Source organism: Methylobacterium sp. NMS14P, assembly GCF_028583545.1.
In the GTDB taxonomy this organism is placed as follows: domain Bacteria; phylum Pseudomonadota; class Alphaproteobacteria; order Rhizobiales; family Beijerinckiaceae; genus Methylobacterium.
Genome location: NZ_CP087106.1, coordinates 3613628 through 3635828, shown reverse-complemented (window position 1 = coordinate 3635828; position 22201 = coordinate 3613628). Strand labels below are relative to the sequence as shown.

General features: G+C 73.9%; 6 protein-coding genes (1 of these 6 only partly in view). 2 read left to right on the top strand and 4 right to left on the bottom strand.

Annotated elements, in window-relative coordinates; genetic code table 11:
• Positions 1 to 214: 214 nt before the first annotated feature.
• Positions 215 to 1816, bottom strand: a complete 1602-nt coding sequence (locus LOK46_RS17305; RefSeq protein ID WP_273559142.1) for an ABC transporter substrate-binding protein — start codon at positions 1814 to 1816, stop codon at positions 215 to 217.
• Positions 1817 to 2388: 572 nt separating this feature from the next.
• On the opposite strand from LOK46_RS17305, the gene LOK46_RS17300 reads away from it, so the two are divergent.
• Both LOK46_RS17300 and LOK46_RS17295 read left to right on the top strand, forming a co-directional pair.
• The gene (locus LOK46_RS17300; protein WP_273559140.1) at positions 2389 to 4608 is read left to right on the top strand and encodes a TonB-dependent siderophore receptor; all 2220 of its coding nucleotides are present in this window, start codon (positions 2389 to 2391) and stop codon (positions 4606 to 4608) included.
• 1451 nt (positions 4609 to 6059) lie between these two features.
• Entirely contained in the window at positions 6060 to 8282 is a 2223-nt protein-coding gene (locus LOK46_RS17295) for a TonB-dependent siderophore receptor (RefSeq protein WP_273559138.1), read from the top strand.
• A 279-nt stretch (positions 8283 to 8561) separates the two neighbouring features.
• Here the strand turns inward: LOK46_RS17295 and LOK46_RS17290 are convergent, their stop codons facing one another.
• The 3 genes in view from LOK46_RS17290 to LOK46_RS17280 are tightly spaced (each overlapping or abutting the next) and all read right to left on the bottom strand, a layout consistent with a single transcriptional unit that may run on beyond the window.
• Positions 8562 to 12713 (bottom strand): amino acid adenylation domain-containing protein, encoded by a 4152-nt coding sequence (locus tag LOK46_RS17290; protein WP_273559136.1) that lies wholly within the window; start codon positions 12711 to 12713, stop codon positions 8562 to 8564.
• The gene (locus LOK46_RS17285; RefSeq protein ID WP_273559134.1) at positions 12710 to 20908 is read right to left on the bottom strand and encodes a non-ribosomal peptide synthetase; all 8199 of its coding nucleotides are present in this window, start codon (positions 20906 to 20908) and stop codon (positions 12710 to 12712) included. The genes LOK46_RS17290 and LOK46_RS17285 overlap by 4 nt, the downstream gene beginning before the upstream one ends.
• Positions 20905 to 22201, bottom strand: partial view of a non-ribosomal peptide synthetase gene (locus tag LOK46_RS17280; RefSeq protein WP_273559132.1) — the 3' portion only. The gene runs 10157 nt beyond the window's last position; 1297 of the gene's 11454 nt are visible here — the last part of the coding sequence; its start codon lies beyond the right edge, outside the window; it ends in the stop codon at positions 20905 to 20907. Before LOK46_RS17280 ends, LOK46_RS17285 begins: the two co-directional genes overlap by 4 nt.

Below are 22201 nucleotides of genomic sequence, written 5' to 3'. Positions count from 1 at the left end.
CCGGGGCTGGGAAGCCCGGTTGCGCTCGGAATCCGGATTCCGGACGCGGGAGCATGGCACAGCCATGCCGATTTACCGGTACGTGCGCAGGGTCAGATCTACGCGTCCCTGTGATCGCGATCAATCTCGAGTACGTTCTCGCGCCGATCCGGGAATTTCCTGGCCGGATCGCACGGCCAGTAAGAGCAACATCGAATTCTATGATCGTGCATCTTCAGGATGTTCGGCGCACGTTCCAGAACACGGACAGGTTCTTGACCACGTCCTGGAGATCGTTCCGATAGGCTGTCCGGCTGAGATACTGCCCGAGGGGCAGGTAGGGCACCTCCCGCATCGCCAGCGCCTGAATATCGTGGGCGATCTTCCTGCGGCCGTCCTCGTCCGGCGCCTCGATCCACGCCCCCCGCATCGCCTCGATCCGCGGCAGGTCGGGCCAGCCGAAGAAGCCCGTCTGCACGCCGCCGCAGCGCAGCACCTGCTCCACCGCCGGGTTCAGCATGTCGAACCCGGACCAGTCGGTGCAGAAGATGTTCCAGCCGCCCCGGTCCGGAGGCGCCTTGCTGGCCCGGCGGGTGACCATGCTCCCCCAGTCCGAGACGGTGTGCTGCACGTTCACGCCGATGCGCTGGAGCAGGTCGTTCATGACATCGCCCATCGCGGCCAGCCGCGGCAGGTCGCCCGCCGCCAACAGGACGACGCGCTCGCCCGCGTAGCCGGCCGCGATCAGGTCCCGCTTCGACCGCTCCAGGTCGCGCGGGCGGGTCAACGCGTCGAGCCCCGCGTCGGACGCCATCGCCGTGTCGGGGGCGAACAGACCGACGCCGGTACGGATCAGGTTCGGATCCGTGCCGTTGATCGCGGTCATGAAGTCCTCTTGCGAGAGTGCCTCCAGCAGCACGCGCCGCACTGCCGGCTTATCGAAGGGGGGGTGGAGGTGGTTCATCACCCCGGTGCCCATCGTCCCGAGCCGGCCCGCGAGCGGCGTGACGATCCCGCGGTCGGTTCCCAGCGTCGGCAGCAGGTCGTTGATCGGGTTCTCCCACCAGTCGACCTCGCCGTTCTTGAGTGCGGCCGCCGCCGTGCTGGGGTCGGGCATGGTCGTCCATTCGACCCGGTCGAAGTGCACCCGCTTCGGCCCGGCCACTCCGGATACCGGCCCGTCCGCACGCGGCACGTAGTCTTGATTGCGGTCGTAGACGACGCGGGCGCCGATGATGCGCTCGCGCGCGTTGAACCGGAACGGGCCCGAACCGACGACCTCGGGGAGCTGCTGCTTGGGATCGAGGACGGCCAGCCGCTCCGGCAGGATCAGCAGCGCCGGGGGACCGAGCTTCGACAGCGTCTCCAGCATCAGGCCGTAGGGCCGGTTGAGGCGGATGGTGAAGCTGCGGTCGTCGGGGGCTTCCATCGCGTCGGTGCGCGCCAGCAGCAACTGGCCGAGGTTGTCGCGCGGGGCCCACCGCCGGATCGAGGCGACGCAGTCGCGCCCGCGCACCGGCTCGCCGTCGTGGAACTTGAGACCCTCCCGCAGACGGAAGGTCCAGCGCTTCCCATCGTCCTCCACCGTGTGGCCCTGGACCATCTGCGGCTGGGGCCTGAGATCGCCGTCGACGGCGTAGAGCTGGTCGAATACCAGCAGCGCGTGGTTGCGCGTGACGTAGGCGCTCGTCGTCAGGGGGTCCAGGATCGTGACATCCGCCTGCGGCACGAAGCGCAGGGTCCGCTGGCGAGCGCCTTGCGCGAGCGCGGGTCGGGCGGGGAGGAGCGGGGCAGCGCCCGCCGCGGCGGCACCCGCGAGAAAGCTTCGACGCAGCATAGCTGGAGCCCTCGACGGATGCACGGGAAGCGACCCGCTCTCCCAGCCGAGCGGAGGTACATCCCGTCGCGCACCCTAGCATGCCGAAGCGGTTCTGGGCTGCAAACTGTCGGCGATCCGTCGGCGAGCGTGGGCGCTCGCTCAACGTCGGCGGGGTCCAAGCGTAGCAGCGTGTCTACCGCCCTGGGGAAGACGACTCGAGCCCGTCACCTGGGCCGGGCTTGAACGCCGGGCGCCTCGTGTCCGCTTCTCGAGAACCGGAGTGATACTCGCGAACCCTGCCGATCGGTCGCCGTTCGGAGCGGCGGCTCGAGGCGGCAATCGGAGATCAGGCGTCCTCGAGACTTGGCGCGCCTGGCTGAAGGGTGATGGCGACGGAGCGCGCGCGGATCAGGCCATCCAGGCCGTTCCCGGTGCGGTCAAACCGCGCCCGATAATCCCTACCTTAGAACAAATTCAGTTTTGAACCGTTGTAAGTGTGTGATCTATAACACGTTTTCGGCTTGCTCAACGATCCGTGAACGGCGAACACGGAGGCACTGCGCCGCCGAAGGCGCTCGTCAGCGTGATCTATGTCGTATCGCTCCTCCTTCCTCACGATCCTTCTCGCGACCACTGCTCTGGCCGGCCCCGCGAGGGCGCAGGACAGCGCCGTTCAGCTCAACGAGATCTCGGTCGAGGCGGCGGCGCCCAGCAGTTCCGCCCCCGGCCCGACCGGCTCCGGCGGCCTCAACGTCAGTGCGGGCGACGGCGGCACGGCAACCACCAGTGGCGGTGGTGGCGGTCCGTCCGGGATCACCGGTTACACCGCCCGGGTTGCCACGACCGCAACGAAAACCAACACACCGCTGATCGAGGTCCCGCAATCGGTGTCGGTGGTCACCCGCGAGCAGCTGAACGACCGCAACGTTCAGACCTTCACCGACGCGGTCAACTACGTCCCCGGCGCCGTTTCCGCCCGGTCCGGCTTCGATCCAAGGTTCGATCAGATCTTCATCCGCGGCTTCGACGTGCTGACCAACCAGGGGATCTACCGGGACGGGCTGCGCGTGATCGGAACCGGCTTCGCCTTCCCGAAAAGCGAGCCCTACGGCGCGGAGGCGCTCACCATCCTGCGCGGCCCCGCCTCCGGCCTCTACGGCCTCGGCTCGCCTGGCGGCATCCTCGACATCACGACCAAGCGTCCCGTCTTCGTGCCGTTCGGCGAGGTGCAGTTCCAGGCCGGCAGCTTCGACCGCTTCCAGGGCAACTTCGACGTCGGCGGTCCGATCGAGGGTTCGGGCGGCACCATGGCCTACCGCCTCACCGGTGTGCGCCGCGAGGCGGGTACCTTCATCGGTCTCGGCACGACCGACGACCAGCTCTATCTCGCTCCCGCCTTCACTTGGAAGCCGTCGGCCGATACCACGTTCACGTTCCTGAGCGAGTTCCAGGTCACCAACACGCCGGCGGCGACGTTCTTCTACAATGACCCGGGCTTCCGGGTGTCCAAGTTCTACCAGGGCGATCCACGCTTCATCGGCCTCGATCAGACACAGTACCGGGTCGGCTACGCTTTCGAGCACTTCATCACGCCAGACCTCGTTTTCCGCCAGAATTTCCGGCATTACGGGCTGTTCCTGAGCGGCAAGTACGTCGACATCAACAGCATCAACGAGGCGCGCACGATCGGCACGCGCGACACCGGCTACATTCGCGAGGGTCTGGTGCAGCAGACGCTGGACAACCAGCTGGAGGCGCGCTTCGCCACCGGTCCGGTCGCGCACACCGTGGTCGGCGGCGTCGACTACGCCCGGTACAGCCTCAGCGCGCGCTTCGGGTTCGGGCTGGCTCCCGACCTCAACCTCGTGACGCGGAACTACGGTCAGCAGTTCATCGCGACGCCCCCCCTGGCGCCCGCGTCGCGCCAGACCCAGGACCAGATCGGCGTCTACCTGCAGGATCAGGCCAAGTTCGGAAACTTCATCCTGACGCTCAACGGGCGCCACGATTGGGTCTTCCAGAACAACTATGCCACGCCGGACAGCGCGGTTTCCCGTCAGGACAACAGCGCCTTCACCGGCCGGGTCGGCCTGGGCTACGTCCTGGCACCGGGGCTGGTGCCCTACGCCAGCTACGCCACGACCTTCACGCCGCAGGTGGGCCTCGACCGGAACGGGCAGGCCTTCAAGCCCGCCACGGGCGACCAGATGGAGGCCGGCGTCAAGTACCTGATCCCCGGCACGAACATCCAGACGGCGTTCGCCGGGTTCGACATCAACCAGTCGAACATCCTGATCCCCGACGCGGGCAACTTAACATTCCAGACCGCCGGGGGCGCCGTGCGCTCGACGGGCTTCGAGGCCGAGGCCACGGCCAACCTCGCGCCGGGCACGAACCTGACGATCGCCTACACGCATGTCGACATCCGGTTCGTGAACTCGGTCTCGGCCACCGGTCAGTCGATCGCCGGGAACCGCGTGTCCGGCATCCCCAGCGACACCTACGCGTCGTTCCTGACCTATGCCTTCCCGCCTTCCTCGGCCCTGCGCGGCCTGCAGATCGGCGGCGGCATCCGCTTCATCGGATCCAGCTTCGCCGACGATCAGAACACCGTTCGCAACACCGCAGTCACGCTCTACGACGCGCTGGTCGCCTATGACTTCGCCGCGCTCGACCCGAAGTACAAGGGCTTCCGGGCGCAGGTCAACGCCTACAACATCTTCGACCGGAACTACACGACCTGCTCGTTCGGCTTCTGCAACTTCAACCAACCGGCGAGAGTCATCGGCAGCCTGATCTACCGCTGGTGAACGGCGCTACCTCCGGCGGCTCCGTGTCCCGACGCCGGGCTCCCGCGAGGACACGACGGCTGTGATCTGCCGCATGGTGGGCCACAGTCGTCGCGGCGGGGACGCGAGAGGTCGACGTGCACCGCATTGACCTGGCTCCGACCGACCGTGACAGTCTCCGACTGGCTCAGATGCGGCGGCGGGCGAAGCGCCTCGGCCTGAAGCTGTCGAGGTCACGCTGGCATCAGTCTTACGTTCAGAACCGTGGCGGTTTGATCCTGGCCGATACTCGGGGCGAAATCATCGCGGGTGACGGCTACTGCCTCGATCTCGCGTCCGTTGATAGGCTCCTGTCCTCGATGGCTGACCAGATGTCGCCAGCGATGCCGAGGTCGGTTGGACGTCTCAGGCGCGGTGCGACAGCCCTGTTCGGGGCCGACCATGCCGCCGAGGAGCAGATCCTCCGAAGGGTCGAGGACTGTCGTGCGCGCGCCGGGCGACGCTGTCCACCTCCATGCATCGCCGCCCGTAAGCGGACCGGGGGAGATCCACCCACTTGAGCGGCCCCGTCGAGCGATGCGTTGCGGCGGACGCGGCCGGAAGCAGCTGGTCCGCCTCGGAGCAGGTCCGCCGGAAAGGCCGATGAGCTCCGACCGGCCCAACCCGGACAATCGGACGGGCATCGGCTCTTCCCGAAAGCGGCCTTGCAACGGTGCCCAGAGAAGGCCTCCTCTGCGCCAACCCTGGGCGGAATCGCGCGGACGAGGGTTGCGGAGGACGGAGGCGCTTCGCCGGCCGTCGGCACCGAGCGCCCGGCCGGACGCGGCGACGCCAGCGCCGAAGGCGAGGCCGCCGAGAGAATAGCGCCGCTCTGCCTCCACGGACCCCTCCCGCCCGATGCGGCTCGCTGCCGATCCGGGGCGCCGTGCTCCTGCACGATGAGAAGATGCGCCAGCGTTGCCGTGACATTGAGGCATCGTCACGGCCCAGGCCGCACTCGTCGGGCTCCCGGCCGCGCGCGCCGGTCAGCTAGCCGGATCCCGCCTTCAGGCTTCTCACGGTCGCTACCATGCAGTGGCCTCGCAATCGGCTCGGCCCGGATGGCCGGTCGAGCCAGATGGCAGCATCTCCTGGGGCTTCTCCAGCGTGCCGCGCGCGTTCACGATCTCAGAGGATGATGAACGTGCTCTACATCTCTGCGATCCCGCGATGCGTGAGTGGATAATTCGACATCACGGTTGGGCGCAATTCTATTTCTCACAATATCGCACGTTCCCGCCGGCGCGATGTGGGCGGGAAGAATGAGCAATTTAGAATTATTACACGTCGATTTTGTCGCTGATCTGCAACGAGACTAGACTTATAGGCTCGCAAGCTGCTGCAACCTATTGCGTTCGTGTATCGCGGGCGCGCAGATGGATGCGTCCAGCCGAATCCGACCGCGGCGGCTGCAGCGCCGAAGAGTTCCCTGCATGTGCGTCGATTTCGCCCCCGCTCCGTCCGATCGACCGCAGAAGCGCCTCCCGTATTGGGGGCCGCTCCTGCTGTCGGCGGCCGTCGGTATCTCGTTGCCCGCCGACGAACTGGCCGCGCAGCCGGTGAGCGGCGGGCAGACTGCTGTCACCCTCGACGAGATCCAGGTCGTCGGACAGGGAGGAGTGTCGCCCAACCCGGCGACCGGGCCGGTCAACGGTTACGTCGCCAAGGCGAGCGCGTCCGGCACGAAGACCGACACCCCGATCATCGAGACGCCGCAGACGATCAACGTCGTCGGGGCCCGTCAGATCCGCGACGAGGGGGCCTCGACGCTGGCCGAGGCCCTGGCCTACACGCCCGGCCTGAGCAGCCAGGCCGTGGGCGGCTTCGCCAAGGTGTCGGACGGCTTCACGATCCGCGGCTTCACCGTCGAGGCGGGCAACTCGGGATTGCTGCGCGACGGCCTGAAGCTGCAATCGGGCGTCTATGACGGGACGCAGGAGCCCTACGGGCTGGAGCGCCTCGAGGTCCTCAAGGGCGCGGCGTCGATCCTGTACGGCCAGCTCTCGCCCGGCGGCATCGTCAACGCCGTCAGCAAGCATCCGCTGCAGACGCCGTTCAACGAGATGAACGTCACCTTCGGCCAAAACAATCGCAAGGAGGTCTCGGGCGATTTCACCGGACCGCTCACCGACGACGGCGTGTGGTCGTACCGGCTGACCGGGCTGATCCGCAACAGCGACAGCTATCTCGCCTTCACGCCCGACGACAAGCGCTACATCGCGCCCGCGATCACGTGGCGGCCGTCGACGGCGACCTCGGTCACGCTGCTCGGCTACTACCAAGAGATCCACACGCGCTTCCAGCCGCCGCTCTCGGCGGTCGGCACGCTGCTGCCCAACGGGCAATTCCCCCGCTTCGCCATCGACCGGTTCTACGGCGAGCCCGCCTTCGACCGCTACGATGCCCGATCGGGCGCGATCGGCTACCAGATCGACCACGCCTTCTCGGACTCGGTCCGGCTGCGCCACGCCCTGCGCTACTACCAGTCGGGGGTCGACTGGGACTACCTGCTCCCGAACGGGCTGCTGGCGAACCGGCAGGTTGCGACGCGCGGCATCAGCATGCGCAACGAGAACGCGACGGGCGTGGCGTCGGACACCTCGCTCGAGACGAAGTTCGTCGTCGGCCCGACCGCCCACACGCTGCTGACCGGCATCGACTACTACCGCAGCTTCCTGAACTCGGAGCGCTACACCAGCGGCACCGTCGGCAATCTCAACGTCTACGCCCCGGTCTACGGCCTGACCTACCCGCGGATCAACTACGCGATCAACACCGGCTCGAAGAGCCTGCTCGACCAGGTCGGCCTCTACGTCCAGGATCAGGTCAGGTTCGACCGCTTCATCTTCCTGGCCGGCGGTCGACAGGACTTCGCGCGCACGCAGGTCCTCACCTACCGCACCGGCACGCAGCTCGATCAGAACGACAGCGCCTTCAGCGGGCGGCTCGGCCTGCTCTATCTCGGCGATCACGGGCTGGCGCCCTACGTGTCCTACAGCCAGTCCTTCCAGACCTTCGCGGTCACCGACCGGAACGGCAATCCCTTCCAGCCGTCGCTCGGCGAGCAGTACGAGGGCGGCCTGCGCTGGGAGGTGCCGGGCGCCGACACCCTGCTCAGCGCCGCGGTCTACCGGATCAACCAGACGAACGCGCTGGTGGCGGACCCGGTCAACCCGGTCTTCAGCACGCAGGCCGGGCAGGTCCGCTCGCAGGGCTTCGAGGCCGAGGCGCGGACGAATTTCGGCCCGCTGGAGGCGGTGGCGTCGTACTCGTACACCGACGCCCGCCAGACGCGGACCACGGTGGCGGCGAACTTCAACCAGCGCCTCGACCTCGTGCCCTACAACCAGGCCGGCCTGTTCGGCACCTACGACATGGGCGTGCTCGGGATCCCGGGCCTGCGGCTGGGCGGCGGCGTGCGCTACGTCGGCAGCGCGAACATCTCGGGCGCGACCTTCGACACGCGCGCGGCGACCCTGTTCGACCTCGTGGCGCTCTACGATTTCGGCGTGGCCGACCCGAGCCTCAAGGGGTGGCGCGCCCAGATCAACGCCCGCAACGTCCTCGACCACTCCTACGTCACCTGCGTCACGGTGAACGGCTGCCGGTACAGCGAGCCGCGCAACGTGTTCGGGACCCTCTCATACCGGTGGTGAGCGGCTCGCCGGCGGCCGGCCCCGCATGGGGCGACGCGTCGGGACAGGGCGCGGTCGCGGCCGGGCGTCCGGGTCGGACGATTGCCGCGACCCCGCCCGCGCCAGCCCCGGCCGGACCGGCGCGCGGTCCCTGATCCGACGCGCCCCCCCCCGCGCGGGCCTCTTCTCCCCCGCCGTCGTGGCCCGTCATCCCGCGCGGGGGAGACGTGGCCCGCGCCGAGCACGGCGCGGGAGCCGCCGTCGCGCCGGAATCGACAGCGGCCTCTGGACAGGTCTGGGTCAGGCGTCGGCCGCGTCGAGCGCCTCGGCGAACGCGTCATGGAACGCGGTGCTCCGGAGGATGTCCAGGTGCCGCGGGCCGGGAATGATCCTCAGATCGGCGACGGGCGCCAGCCTGCTCCAGTCGCGCAGGCGTTCCGGCCGCGTCAGTGAATCCGCGGCCTGGAAGACGTGCACGGACCGCGCCAGCGGCGCGAAGGCGTGCCGCTTGGCCCGCACGCGCTTGTCCAGGAGGGCCCACAGCTCGAACTCGCGCGCCGTCAGGTCGGGCCCGTCCGAGGGCAGCTCCGGGTTGTCGACGAGGTAGGCGTCGAGCGCCTCCCGCTCGTCCGCGTCCATGCGGGCGATCAGGCCGCGCCACCGGTCGGCCATCCGCGAGCCGTCGAGCCAGTCCGCGAGGCGCCGCGTCGCCAGCGCCCGCGCGTCCGCGTCCAGAGCCCGCGGCGCCGCGAAGGGCACCGACTCGAACGCGTCCACGAGTCCCAGGAAGTCGACGCGCACGCGCCCCTCGAGGCGGCGCGCGGTCTCGTAGGCGAGATCGCCGCCGGACGACCAGCCGACCAGCGCGCACCGGCCGCCCGGCGCGTGCGCGGCGATGCACGCCGCGTAGGCGCCGCTCAGCGCGGGCACGTCGTAACCCTGCCAGCGCGCCTCCGTGTAGACGTGGCTGACGAACCCGTGGACCGGCCGCTCCGGCCCGAGCCGCGCGGCCAGCGCGGCGAACTCGGTCGCGTTGGCGATCAATCCGGGGACGCAGAACAGCGGGATCCGCCCGCCCTCGCGGCGGAGATGGACGATCTCCGGCCCGCGCGGAGCCGCCGGCGCGACGCGTTCGGCGAGGTCGGCGAGGCTCTTCGCGCCGAGGATCCGGGCGAGGGTTAGGGTCTTGCCCCCCTCGATGCCCTGCCGGCGGATGCGCGCGAGCATCTTCAGGCTCAGGATCGAGTCGCCGCCGAGGTCCGAGAAGGCGTCGTCGCGGCCGATCGCGGACGGATCCAGGCCGAGGAGGTCGGCCCAGAGCGCGGCGAGCACCTGCTCCATCCCGTCCCGGGGCGGATCCTTCCCGTCCGTCCCGCGCGCCACCTCCAGCGATGCCAGGCTGCGCCGGTCGAGCTTGCCATTAGGGGTCAGGGGCAGCGCGTCGAGCCGGGTCAGGCTCGTCGGCACGAGGGCCGGCGGCAGGCGCTCGGCGAGCCGGGTGCCCAGCGCGGTGAGGTCGAGGTCCGGTTCGGCCACGACGTAGCCGGCGAGTCGCAGGCCGTCCGCCCCGTCGGCCTCCGGTTCGGCGAGCGCGATGACGGCGGCGTCGCGGACCCCCGGAAGCTCGCGCAGGGCCGCGGCCGCCTCGCCGGGCTCGACCCGGTGGCCCCTGATCTTCACCTGGTCGTCGGTCCGGCCCACGAAGGCGAGGCTGCCGTCGCGGAGTAGCCGGACCCGGTCGCCGGTCCGATAGAGGCGCGCGCCGGGCCCCGAGACTGGGTCCGCGAACGGGTCCGGGACGAATCGCTCGGCGGTGAGGCCCGGCCGGTCGAGATAGCCCCGCGCGACCTGGGGCCCGCCGAGGTAGAGCTCCCCCGTCGCGCCCGGCGGCACCGGCGCCAGGAAACCGTCGAGCACGCGCGCGCGGACGCCCGGGAGCGGGGTCCCGATGGGCACGCCGCCGGCCCACCGTCCGGCCCCGTCCTCCGGGCCGAGCGCACCGTCACGCTGTTCCGCCCCCGCGCGGACCTCCTGGCACAGCGCACCGACCGTCGCCTCGGTCGGCCCGTAATGGTTGACCACCCGGCAGCCGGGCTTCAGCGCGGCGATCCGGTCGACGAGGGGCCAGCGCAGTGCCTCGCCGCCGAGGACGAGCAGCCTGTCGGGCAGCGCGGCGGCGGGATCGGCCGCCTGGAGCAGGGCGCCGAGATGGCTCGGCGCGATCTTCAGGACGTCGATTCCCCGGCCCCCCGCCGCGTCCCCCCCGACGGCCGCGGCGAAGCGGTCGGGATCGAGGGCGGTCTCGTGGTCGAGGAGGTCGAGTTCCGAGCCGCCGGCCAGCGCGCCGAACAGCACGGTGTTGCCCAGGTCGGCCGCCACGGTCGAGGCCATCGCGAGGCGGCCGCCGGCGGGCAGGCCGACGCGCGCCAGCATCCCCGCCACGTACTGCGCGAGGCCGCCGCGGGTCACGACGACCCCCTTCGGCCGCCCGGTGGAACCCGAGGTGTAGAGGATGTAGGCCGCCGCGTCGGGATGCGGCGGAGCGGCCGCGAAGGGCAGAGCCGCCGCGTCCTCGGCCGGATCGAAGCGCGCCGCGATCACCGGCCGGTCGGGCCGGTCGCCCGGGACCGGCTCGCCCAGGACGAGGCAGGCCCCGCTCCCGGCCACGAGGTCGGCCCGGCGGGCGGCCGGCAGGCCGGGATCGATCGGCACGTAGGCGGCGCCGGTCTTGAGGATCGCCAGGAGGCCGAGCACCCATTCGGGCCCGCGGCCGAGATGGAGGGCGACCCGTGCCTCAGGGCCAGCCCCGCCCGCGGCCAGCCGCGCGGCGAGGCGGTCCGAGGCGGCGTCCAGCGCGGCCCGGCTGTGGGAGCGCCGACCCTGCCGCAGGGCCGGCGCCTCCGGCGCCTCGGCCGCGCGGGCCCGCCATGCCGCGACCACGTCGGGCACGACCAATTCGGGCGCGACCACGTCGGGCGCGGCCGGGTCCGTCGACGCGGTCGCGTGCGGGGCGGGGCTCGCCAGCGCGTAGAGCGGGCGGTCGGGTTCGGCGACGGCCGCGGCGAGCAGCGCCGCGAAGGCCTCGGCCAGGCCGGCGACGGTCCCGGGGTCGAACAGGTCGCGGGCGAAGGCCAGACGGCCGCACAGGCCCTCGGCGGAATCGACGAGATCGAGGCTGAGATCGAAGTGGACGTCGCCCCCGTCGAGGCCGCGCAGCCGCATCGGCCGGCCGGCGAACCGGGCGTCGGGCGGGGTCGCGGCCTGCTCGGTGACCTTGACCTGGAACAGCGGGTGGAGCCCGGGCCGGCGCTCCGTCGCCGACGCCGCGACGATCCGGTCGAAGGGCAGATCGGCGTGCGCCTGGGCGGCCAGCAGCCGATCGCGGACCTGCCGCAGATGGGCGCGGAATCCGTCGCGCGGGTCGACGCGGGCCCGCAGGACCCCGATGCCCGTCAGGTGGCCGACCATGCCGCGCGTCTCGGGCCGCGCGCGGTCGGCGAGCGGCAGGCCGACGCGCACGTCCGCGCCATCGCCGTAGCGCGCCAGTGTCAGCGCGAAGCCCGCGAGGGCGGCCATGAACGGCGTCGCGCCCTCGCGGCGGGCGAGGCTCCGCAGGGCCTCGCTCACCCCGGGCGCGATCCGGAACGGGTGGATCCCGCCCGACGCATCGCGCTCCGCGCGGCGGGGCCGGTCGAGGGGCAGCGGCGTCTCGGCCGGGGACGCGCCCAGCTCCGAGCGCCAGTACGCGGCCTGGCGCTCGGCCTCCCCGGCCTCGAGCCGGCCGTGCTGCCACAGGGCGTAATCCGCGTACTGCACGGGCAGCGGCGGCAGACTGTCGGCCCCCGCCTCCCGCGACCGGGCCGCGTACAGGGCGTCGAGGTCGCGCAGCAGCACGGGGATCGACTGCCCGTCGGCGGCGATGTGGTGCAGGCCGAGCAGGATCCGGTCGGTGCCGTCCCCGAGGCGGTGCAGCTCGACGCGGAGCAGGGGGCCCGCCTCCAGATCGAACGGCGCGCCGGCCAGGGCCTCCGCGAGGGCGTCGCTGCCGGCGGCGTCGAGCCCCTCGCGGACCCGGATCGGGACCGGGGCGGCCGGGTGGACGCGCTGGCACGGCTCGCCCCGCGGATCCAGCCCGAAGGTGGTGCGCAGCGGCTCGTGGCGCCGGACGAGGTCGTCGATGGCGGCCTGGAGCAGCGCCGGATCGAGGGTCCCGGCGATCTCGACGAGGCCGGTCAGGTTGTAGGCCGGGCTCAGGGGCTCGCGTTGCCAGGTCAGCCACAGGCCGCGCTGCGCCGCCGAGAGCGGCAGCGCCGTCCTGTCGCCGTCCGCCGGGACGATCGGCAGGGTGGCGAAGTCGATCCCGTTCTCGGCGAGCTTGGCGAGGAAGGCCCGGCGCTGCTCCGGCGCGAGCCGGGCGAAGCGTCGCGCGATCTGCGTGGCCTGGAGTGTCATGTCCGCGTCGCTCCTGCCGCCGACTCGAGCGCGTCGAGCCAGCTCTCCATGTCGGTGAGGTCGGCCGCCCCGGACCGGCCGGTGCTGCCGTCCGCGTCGATCCGGGCGGCCAGATCCGCCAGCGTCGGGTGATCGAACACCGCGCGCAGCGGCAGGCGCGGTCCCAGGCTCTCCTGGACGGCGGCGACGAGCTTCATGACGAGGATGGAATCGCCGCCGCGCTCGAAGAAGGTGTCGGACCGGGCGACGGCGTCGGGCCCGGGCAGGCCGAGCACCGCGGCCCAGAGATCGGCGAGGCGCCGCTCGGTCGCCGTGCGCGGCGGGTCGGCGTCCGGGGCGGGCGCGTCCGCGTCGGGCTCGGGCAGGGCGCGGGCGTCGAGCTTGCCGCTCGTCGAGAGCGGCAGGGCGTCGAGCAGGACGATCGCGGCCGGCACCAGGGCCTCGGGCAGGTCGCGGGCCAGGGCGCGGCGCAGCTCCTGCGGGTCCGGGCGCGCGCCCGGCGCCGGCACCGCGTAGGCCACCAGCCGCGCGGCTCCGTCGGGTCCGCGGCGGGCGACGACGGCGGCCTGGGCGATGCCGGGTTGCGCGCGCAGGGCGGCGGCGACCTCGCCGGGCTCGACGCGCTGGCCGCGGATCTTGACCTGCGCGTCGGCGCGTCCGCGGTAGTCGAGGGCGCCGTCGGGGCGGCGTGCGGCGCGGTCCCCGGTGCGGTAGAGGCGCGCGCCGGGCCTTCCGAACGGGTCGGGCACGAAGCGCTCGGCGGTCAGGCCGGGGCGTCCGAGGTAGCCGCGCGCGAGGCCGGTGCCGCCGATGTAGAGCTCCCCCACCACGCCCACCGGCACCGGGTGCAGCGCGTCGTCCAGGACGTGGAGCTGCGTGTTGGCGATCGGATACCCGATCGGCACGCGCGGGGCGTCCGGCTCGGGCCCGCAGGTCCAGGCGCTGACGTCGACGGCCGCCTCCGTGGGCCCGTAGAGATTCGCCAGGTCGGCCCGGCTCTGGGCGCGAACGGCGGCCGCGAGGTCGGGGGCGAGCGCCTCGCCGCTGCACACGATGCGGGTCAGGCTCGGGCACGCGGCGAGCCGGCCGGACGCCAGGAACGCCTCAAGCAGGGCGGGCACGAAGTGCACGATCGTCACCGCGTCCCGCCGGATCAGGGCGGCCAGCGCGTCCGGGTCGCGGTGGGCCCGCGGCGGCGCCATGACCAGGCGGGCGCCGCTGACGAGGGGCAGGAGGATCTCCCAGACGGCGACGTCGAAGGAGACCGGGGTCTTGTGCAGGATCACGTCGGCGGGGCCGACCGCGAAATGGGCCCGCATCCAGGCGAGCCGGTTGGCGATGGCGCCGCGGGTGTTGGCGCAGCCCTTGGGGGTTCCGGTCGAGCCGGACGTGTAGATGAGGTAGGCCAGGGCGTCCGGGTGCGGCGCCGCGGCCGGCAGGGCCGGATCGCCCGCCGCCGGCTCCGCCAAGTCCGGGGTGAGGATCTGCAGGTCCGGGAGTTCCGCCGGCCCGGGCATCCGCCCGCCCAGGCCGGACTCGGTGACGAGGAGGCGCAGGGCCGCCTCTCTGGCGGTCGCGACGAGGCGCGGGCGCGGCAGCTCGGGGTTGAGGGGCAGGATCGCGGCCCCCGTCTTGAGCACGGCCAGCCAGGCGACGAGCAGGGCGCGGGACCGCTCCAGCCCGACGCCGACCAGCGTGTCGGGACCTGCCCCGGCGCGCGCGAGGCGGCGGGCCAGCGCGGAGGCCGCGGTGTCGAGGCCGCGGCGGGTCAGCGCGCCCTGCGCGTCGGTCACCGCGACCGCGTCCGGGTCTCGCGCGAGGTGGTCGGCGAAGGCGGCGAGCACGTCGCCGGCGCCGGTCGGGTAGGCCGGCGCGGTCGCGTTCGCGGACCGGATGACCGCGCGGTCGCTGTCGGGGATCGGCGGCGGCAGTGCCCCGAGCGGCGTGGCCGGGTCGGCCTCGGCCAGGGCGGTGAGGTGAGCCGCGAAGGCGGCGAGCAGCGCCTCGGCGTCGGCTTGTCCCAGGCGGTCGGCGGCGTAGCTCAGGCGCAGGGCCAGCTGCGTCCCGTCGGGGGTGACTCTCGGTTGGACGACGAGGGTGACGGGGTAGTGCGTGGTCTCGGCGACGACGGCCGGCCCGAGGCGCAGGCGGTGCGGGGCGTCCCCGTCGCCGTGGCCGTTTCCGTCCTCGTCCCCGTCCCGGCCGTGGCGGGCGGCGGCGAGGGCGGCGTCGACGGGGTAGTTCTCGAACACCACGAGGCTGTCGAACAGGCCGCCCGTACCTGTGCCCGCGCCCGCGGGGCCGGCCAGGCGCTGCACGGCGGCCAGCGGCAGGTGGCCGTGCTCGCGCAGGCCGAGGTTGACCGCCTGCACCTGCGCCAGCCACGCGCCGAGTGGCCGGGCCGGGTCGAGGTCCACGATCACCGGCAGGGTGTTGATGAACAGCCCGAGCACGGTCTCGGCCCCGGGCAGGTCGGCCGGGCGCCCGGCCACGGTCGTGCCGAAGGCGACCCGCGCCTGCCCGGTGCGGGCGGCCACGAGCTGCGCCCAGGCGGCCTGGACGCAGGTGTTGAGGGTGAGGTGCGCGGCCCGCGCCTGGGCGAGCAGCCGCCCGGCGGCGGCCGGCGGCACCCGGTGCCGGACCTCGCCGTGGCCGGGCGGCTGCTCGCCCGGGCGCCGCTGAACCGCGCGCGCCGGATCGGGCGTGCCGGGCGCCTCGAAGGTGTCGGCGAGGCGGGTGGGGGCGTCGAGGCCGGCGAGGGCGTCCTGCCAGAAGCGCTCGGCGGCGGCGCGGGGCTGGCGGGCGAGCCAGGCGAGGTAGTGGGCGAAGCGTCCCGTGACCGGCTCGGGCTCCTCTCCGCGGTAGCGGGCGAGCACCTCGGCGACGAGGCGTGCGGTGCTCCAGCCGTCGAGGATCAGGTGGTGGACGGTGAGCACGAGGTGGTGGCGGGCGGGTCCGGTGCGGACCAGGACGAGGCGCAGGAGCGGGGCGCGAGCGAGGTCGAACGGCCGGGCGCGCTCCGCCGCGGCCAGGACGGCGAGGCGGTCGGCGAGGCGGGCGTCCAGGGTGTCCTCGTCTAGCGCGTCCTCGTCCGGCGCGTCCTCGCTCGACGGCTCCCTGGTCCAGTCGAGGCGGGTGAGGGGTTCGGGCACGGCGGTGAGGACGGCCTGGAGGGGCGGGCCGTCGGCGGGGGCGAGGATGGCGGTGCGCAGGACGTCGTGGCGCTCGAGGGTGGCGCGGACGGCGCGGGCGAAGCGGTCGGGGTCGAGGGGTTCGAGGTCGAGGCGGACCTGGTTGCGGTATGCGACGTCCTCCGGGGCGAGGCGGGCGTGGAAGAGCAGGCCCTCCTGCAGGGGGGTGAGCGGGTAGAGGTCGGCGAGGCTGTCGGGAGCCAGGGCGTGGTTGGCGAGGAGGGCGTCGAGGCCGGCCTGATCGAGGCGGGCGAGGGGCAGGTCGGCGGGGGTGGGCCGGCGCGGGGTTCGCGGATCGGCGCAGTGGGCGACGAGGGCCTCGAGGGTGTGCCGGGTGTCGCGGGCGATGGCGGCGATGGCGGCGGCGTCGTGCCGGTCCGGGCTGAAGCGCCAGGCGAGGTGGAGGCGGCCGGCGCGCACGAGGGCGGTGAGGGTGAGCTCGGCGCCCGCGGGGCTGTGGGGGGCGCGCATGGGACCCGCGCTCTCGGAGGCGAGGGCGAAGGGCGCGTCGGGGTCGGCGCGGTCGGCGTCGATCTGGCCGAGGTAGTTGAGGAGGATGCCGGGCTCGGGTGTCGCGGCGAGGCGGTGGCGCAGATCGGGCTCGGCGCAGTGGCGCAGGAGGTCGTGGCTGAGGTCGGGCTGGGGCAGGGTGCGGCGGGCTTCCTTGACGCGGCAGAGGGCAGCGCCGAGGGCAGCACCGCGGGCGGCTTCGTCCGGCGGCAGGTCCGGTTCGCCGCCGAGGGGGTCGAGCCGCAGCGGCACCAGCGTGGTGAACCAGCCCACCGTCCGGCTCAGGTCGTGGCGGGCCGCCTCGCCGGCCGCGTCCGCCAAGCTGTCCGCCAGGGCGTCGGCATCGCGACCGTGGCCCTCGAGCACGACGCGCACGGCTCGGCCGCCGCAGCGGCGCGACACCGCCACCGCGAGCGCCGCGAGCAGGAGTTCGTCGGGGCGCGTGCGGTAGGGCCGGCCGGCCCGGCGCAGGAAGGCGTCGGTGGCGTCGGCGTCGAGGCTGTCGGCGATCTCGGTCTGGGCGGATTCGACGTTGGGGGCGTCGGGCCGGGCGGGTTCGAGGCCGCACGCGGACGGCGCGAGCCGCGCCGCCCAGGCCTCGGCCCAGGCGCGGCGGCGGTCGGCCCCGGCCGGATCCCGGGCCAGGGCGTCGAGGTGCCGGGCCCAGACGGGGAAGGAGGTCGCGGGCGCGGGCAGCGGCCGTCCCGCGACGGCCAGGGCGAGATCCGCCACCAGGATCCGCCAGGAGACGGCGTCGACCACCAAGTGGTGGGCGACGAGGAGGAGGCGCTGCCCGCCGTCCGGGGCCGGATCGACCAGGACGGCGCGCAGGACCGGCCCGCGGGTGAGGTCGAGGCTCGTCTGCGCGGCCTCGGCCAGCGCCGACAGGGCGGCCGCGTCCCGGGCCTCGCGGCGCCACAGCGACCCGTCGATCGCGCCTGCGTCGGCGGCGGTGCAGGTCTGCCGCCAGCCGCCGTCGGCCGCCCGCGCGAAGCGCAGCCGCAGGGCGGGATGCGCGGCGGACAGCGCGGCGAGCGCCTCCGCGACGCGGTCCGCCGCGAGGCGCGCCCGCGGGACGAGCAGCACGGCCATGTTCCAGTGCGCGCGCCGCGGCATCGGCGTAGCCAGGAACCAGCTCTGAATTGGGGTCAGCGGCACCGGGCCGGCCTCGAGGCCCGGATCGGTCGCCGCCTCGCGCGCGGGGAGCGCGGGGCTCGCGCCCTGGCGCTCGGCGTGCGCGGCGAGGGCGGCGAGGCTCTGGTGGGTGAACACGTCGCGGGGGGTGAGCGTCAGGCCGGCCTGACGGGCGCGCGTGACGAGCTGGAGGGCGAGGATGGAATCGCCGCCGCGCTCGAAGAAGGTGTCGGACCGGGCGATGGCGTCGGGGCCGGGCAGGCCGAGCACCGCGGCCCAGAGATCGGCGAGGCGCCGCTCGGTCGCCGTGCGCGGCGGGTCGGCGTCCGGGGCGGGCGCGTCCGCGTCGGGCTCGGGCAGGGCGCGGGCGTCGAGCTTGCCGCTCGTCGAGAGCGGCAGGGCGTCGAGCAGGACGATCGCGGCCGGCACCAGGGCCTCGGGCAGGTCGCGGGCCAGGGCGCGGCGCAGCTCCGGCGGGTCCGGGCGCGCGCCCGGCGCCGGCACCGCGTAGGCCACGAGCCGCGCGGGGCCGTCGGGTCTGCGGCGGGCGACGACGGCGGCCTGGGCGATGCCGGGTTGCGCGCGCAGGGCGGCGGCGACCTCGCCGGGCTCGACGCGCTGGCCGCGGATCTTGACCTGCTCGTCGGCGCGTCCGCGGTAGTCGAGGGCGCCGTCGGGGCGGCGTGCGGCGCGGTCTCCGGTGCGGTAGAGGCGCGCGCCGGGCCTGCCGAACGGGTCGGGCACGAAGCGCTCGGCGGTCAGGCCGGGGCGTCCGAGATAGCCGCGGGCGAGGCCGGTGCCGCCGATGTAGAGCTCGCCCACCACCCCCACCGGCACCGGGTGCAGCGCGTCGTCGAGGACCCAGGCGGTCCGGTCGCCCACCGGGCTGCCGATCGGCGCGTAGGGCGTGTCGCAGGTCGTGCCGGCGGGGACCTTCCAGACGAGCGGCGTCACCACGGTCTCGGTCGGCCCGTAGCCGTTGATGAGGCGGCGCGGCCCGAGGGCGCGGTTGACGCGCGCGAGCTCGTCGCGCGGCATCGCCTCGCCGCCGAAGGAGAGCAGGTCGAGGGTCGGCGCGCCGCCCTCCTGCTCGGCCCAGCGCGTCAGTTCCCGGACGTAGCTCGGCGGGAAGCCGGCATTCGTCACGCCGTGCCGGCGGAACGCCGCGAACACCTCCGCCGGCGACCAGAGCGCGTCGTCGCGGAGCACGAGGCTGGCGCCGCAGGCGAGCGCCGTCAGCCAGCGCTCGTGCCCGCCGTCGAAGTTGAAGGTGATGAAGTGGAACTCGCGCGAGTCCGCGTCCATCTCGTAGAGCGGCGCGGTCGCGCGGACGTGCATCGCGAGCGGGCCGTGCGCGACCGCCACCGCCTTCGGCTTCCCCGTCGAGCCGGAGGTGTAGATCAGGTAGGCGAGGTTGTCCGGGTGGAGCGCCACCGGGGGTGGAGTCCCCGCTCCCGCGTCCGGTGCGTCCGCGTCGACCAGGATCCGCGGGACCGCGGCCGGCCCGCGGCCGGCATGGGCGCGATCCGTGACGAGGACGCGCGCGCCGCTGTCGGCGACCATCGCGGCGATCCGCGCGTCCGGCAGGTCGAGCCCGAGCGGAAGGTAGGCGCCACCCGCCTTGAGCACGCCGAGATAGGCGGCGAGCAGGCCGGGCGAGCGGGGCAGCATCACGGCGGCGACCGTGTCCGGGCCGATGCCGGCCTCGGCGAGACGGTGCGCGAGGCGGTTCGCCTCGGCGTCCAGCGCGCCGCGGCTCGTGGCCCGATCGGCGAAGATCACGGCGGTCCGTTCGGGGTCCGCCCGCGCGAGCCCCGCGATGGTCACGTGAACGGGCAGCCCGTCGTCGTCGGACGGCGCGGAGGGCGGGTTCAGCCGCGCGATCTCGTCCGGTGCGAGCAGGGGCGCCGCGTGGATCGGCGCGCCCGGCGCCGCGACGAGGCTGCCCAGCAGGGTCAGGAAATGGTCGCGCCAGCGCGCGACGGTGGCCGCGTCGAACAGGTCGCGGGCGTAGGTCAGGTGCGCGGTGAAGCCGCCCTGCGCGTCCTCCAGCGTGGTCAGGCCGAGATCCACGTGGGCGCTGCCGGTGGCGCGGGGGACGCGCTCGACCGACAGGTCGCCGAGGCGGATCGTGGCGAGCGGGCGCTCCTGCAGGTGCTGGACGATCGCCTGGAACAGGGGATTGCGGCCCGGATGCCGGTCGGGGCTCAGCGCGCTCACGAGCCGCTCGAACGGCACGGATTGATGGGCCTGCGCCTCCACGAGGAGCGCCCGCGTCGCCTCCACGCACGCGGCGAAGCTGTCCAGCGGGTCGAATGCGAAGGGCAGCACCAGGGTGTTGGCAAAGCTGCCGATCACGCCCGCGGTCTCGGGCCGGGTGCGGTTCGCCACCGGCACGCCCAGGCGGACCGCGCGCTCGCCGCCGAGGCGCTGGAGCAGGATCGCGAAGCCGGCGGCGAGGACGTGGAACACGGTCGCGCCGCCACGGCGGGCCAGGGCGCGGACGCCCGCCGCGGTCGCGGGCGGCAGCGGGAAGGTCAGCGTCTCCCCCGTGAAACTGGGCACGTCGGGGCGCGGCCGGTCGGCGGGCAGGGCGAGGACGGGGTGCTCCGTGCCGAGGAGATCCGTCCAGAACCCGAGGCTCGCGGCCTGGGCGCCCGCGTCCAGCATCCGCGCCTGCCAGACGGCGTAATCCGCGTAGGTGATGGCGGGGGCCGCGCTCTCCGGCGCGTCGGATCCGTAGCCGGCGGCGACCGCGTCGATCAGCAGGTCCATCGACACGGCGTCGCCGACGATGTGGTGCAGGGTCAGGAAGACGACGTGCCGGTCCGGCGCCTCGCGCACCAGGGCGGCGCGCAGCAGGGGCCCGCGCGCGAGGTCGAAGGGCGCCCGCTCGACGGCCGCCTCGATCGCGGCGCGACGCGCCCGCGCCTCGGCCGCGTCGCAGCCGGTCAGGTCGTGGCGGACCATCGCGAACGTGCCCGCCGGGTCGACCTGCTGCACCGGCTCCCCGTCGCGCAGGGGGAAGCGGGCGCGCAGGCCCGCGTGACGGGCGACGGCGCCGGCGAACGCCCGGTCCAGCGCCTCGGGGTCGAGCGGACCGGTCAGGCGCAGCGCGCCGACGATGTGATAGGCGGGGCTCTCCGGGTCGAGCTGCCAGAGGAGCCAGAACCGGCGCTGCGCGTCGGAGAGCGGTCCCGCGTCGCCGCCCTCCGCGGGCAGGATCGGCAGGCGGTCCGCGTCGAGGCCGCGCGCGGCGAGTTCCTGCAGGAACTTGCGGCGCTTGCCGTCGGGCAGCGCGGAGAAGCGCGCCGCCAGGGCGCGCAGCTGGTCGTCCCGCGAGGGGCCGGTGTCAGTCATTCGGCGTGTTCCAGCGCGTCGAGGAGGTCGCTCATCGCGTCGATGTCGGCGTCCGCGCCGCCCGCGTCCCGGCCGTCGATCGCGACCGCGAGATCCGCCAGGGTGCGCGCCTCGAACACGGCGCGCAGGGGCAGGACGATGCCGTGCGCCTCGCTCAGGCGCGCGACGACCCGGGCGACGAGGAGCGAGTGCCCGCCCAGGGCGAAGAAGTTGTCGCTGCGCCCGACCGAGGGGAGGTTCAGCACCTCGGCCCAGATTGCGGCGAGGCGGCGCTCCGTCCCGGTCCGCGGCGGGTCGGCGGCCGGGTCGGCGACCGGCTCCGGCGCCGGCAGGGCGGCGCGGTCGACCTTGCCGTTGGGGGTCAGCGGCAGGGCGTCGAGCGTCACGACGGCCGCGGGCACCATCGCGTCCGGCAGCGTCGCGGCGAGCGCCCGGCGCAGCTCCGCGGGGTCGAGCGCCGCCCCGGGGCCGGGGACGACGTGGGCCACGAGCCGCGCGTCGCCGGGCCGGTCCTGCCGCGCGGTCACGACCGCCTGCGCGACGCCGGGTTGCGCGATCAGCGCCGCCTCGATCTCGCCGGGCTCGATGCGCACGCCGCGGATCTTCACCTGGTGGTCGACGCGGCCGCGGTAGTCGAGGGTCCCGTCCGCGCGCCAGCGCGCGCGGTCGCCGGTCCGGTACATGCGCGCGCCGGGCGGGCCGAAGGGGCAGGGGACGAAGCGCTCGGCCGTGAGCCCCGGCCGTCCGAGGTAGCCGCGGGCGAGCCCGGCGCCCGCGAGGTAGAGCTCGCCGACCGTGCCCGGCGGGACCGGCCGCAGGCCGCCGTCGAGGATGTAGGCCTGCGTGTTCCACAGGGGCGCGCCGACGGTGACGGCCTCCGCGCCGGGCACGATCTCGGCCGCCGTGGACCAGATCGTGGTCTCGGTCGGGCCGTAGAGATTGGTGACCCGCGCCGCCCGCGCGCTCAGGGCGCCGGCGAGGTCGGGCGGCAGCGCCTCGCCGCCCACCAGCACCCGCACGCCGTGCAGGGCGTCCGTCTCCGCGAGGCCGCGCCACAGGGTCGGCGTCGCCTGCATCAGCGTGATGCCCGCCTCGCGGACGAGCCGCGCCAGACGCCCGGGATCGAGCACGTCGTCCCGCCCGGCCAGCACGACGCGCGCGCCGCGCAGCAGCGGCCCGAACAGTTCGAGGCCCGCGATGTCGAAGCCGACCGTGGTGACGGCGAGCAGCCGGTCCTCCGGCGTCACGCCGAGCCGATCGACGAGGTCGTGCAGCAGGTTGGTCAGGCCGGCA

Coding starts and splice junctions, on each gene's coding strand:
- LOK46_RS17305 (WP_273559142.1), bottom strand. CDS start 1,816: ATGCTGCGTCGAAGCTTTCTCGCGGGTGCCGCCGCGGCGGGCGCTGCC.
- LOK46_RS17300 (WP_273559140.1), top strand. CDS start 2,389: ATGTCGTATCGCTCCTCCTTCCTCACGATCCTTCTCGCGACCACTGCT.
- LOK46_RS17295 (WP_273559138.1), top strand. CDS start 6,060: ATGTGCGTCGATTTCGCCCCCGCTCCGTCCGATCGACCGCAGAAGCGC.
- LOK46_RS17290 (WP_273559136.1), bottom strand. CDS start 12,713: ATGACACTCCAGGCCACGCAGATCGCGCGACGCTTCGCCCGGCTCGCG.
- LOK46_RS17285 (WP_273559134.1), bottom strand. CDS start 20,908: ATGACTGACACCGGCCCCTCGCGGGACGACCAGCTGCGCGCCCTGGCG.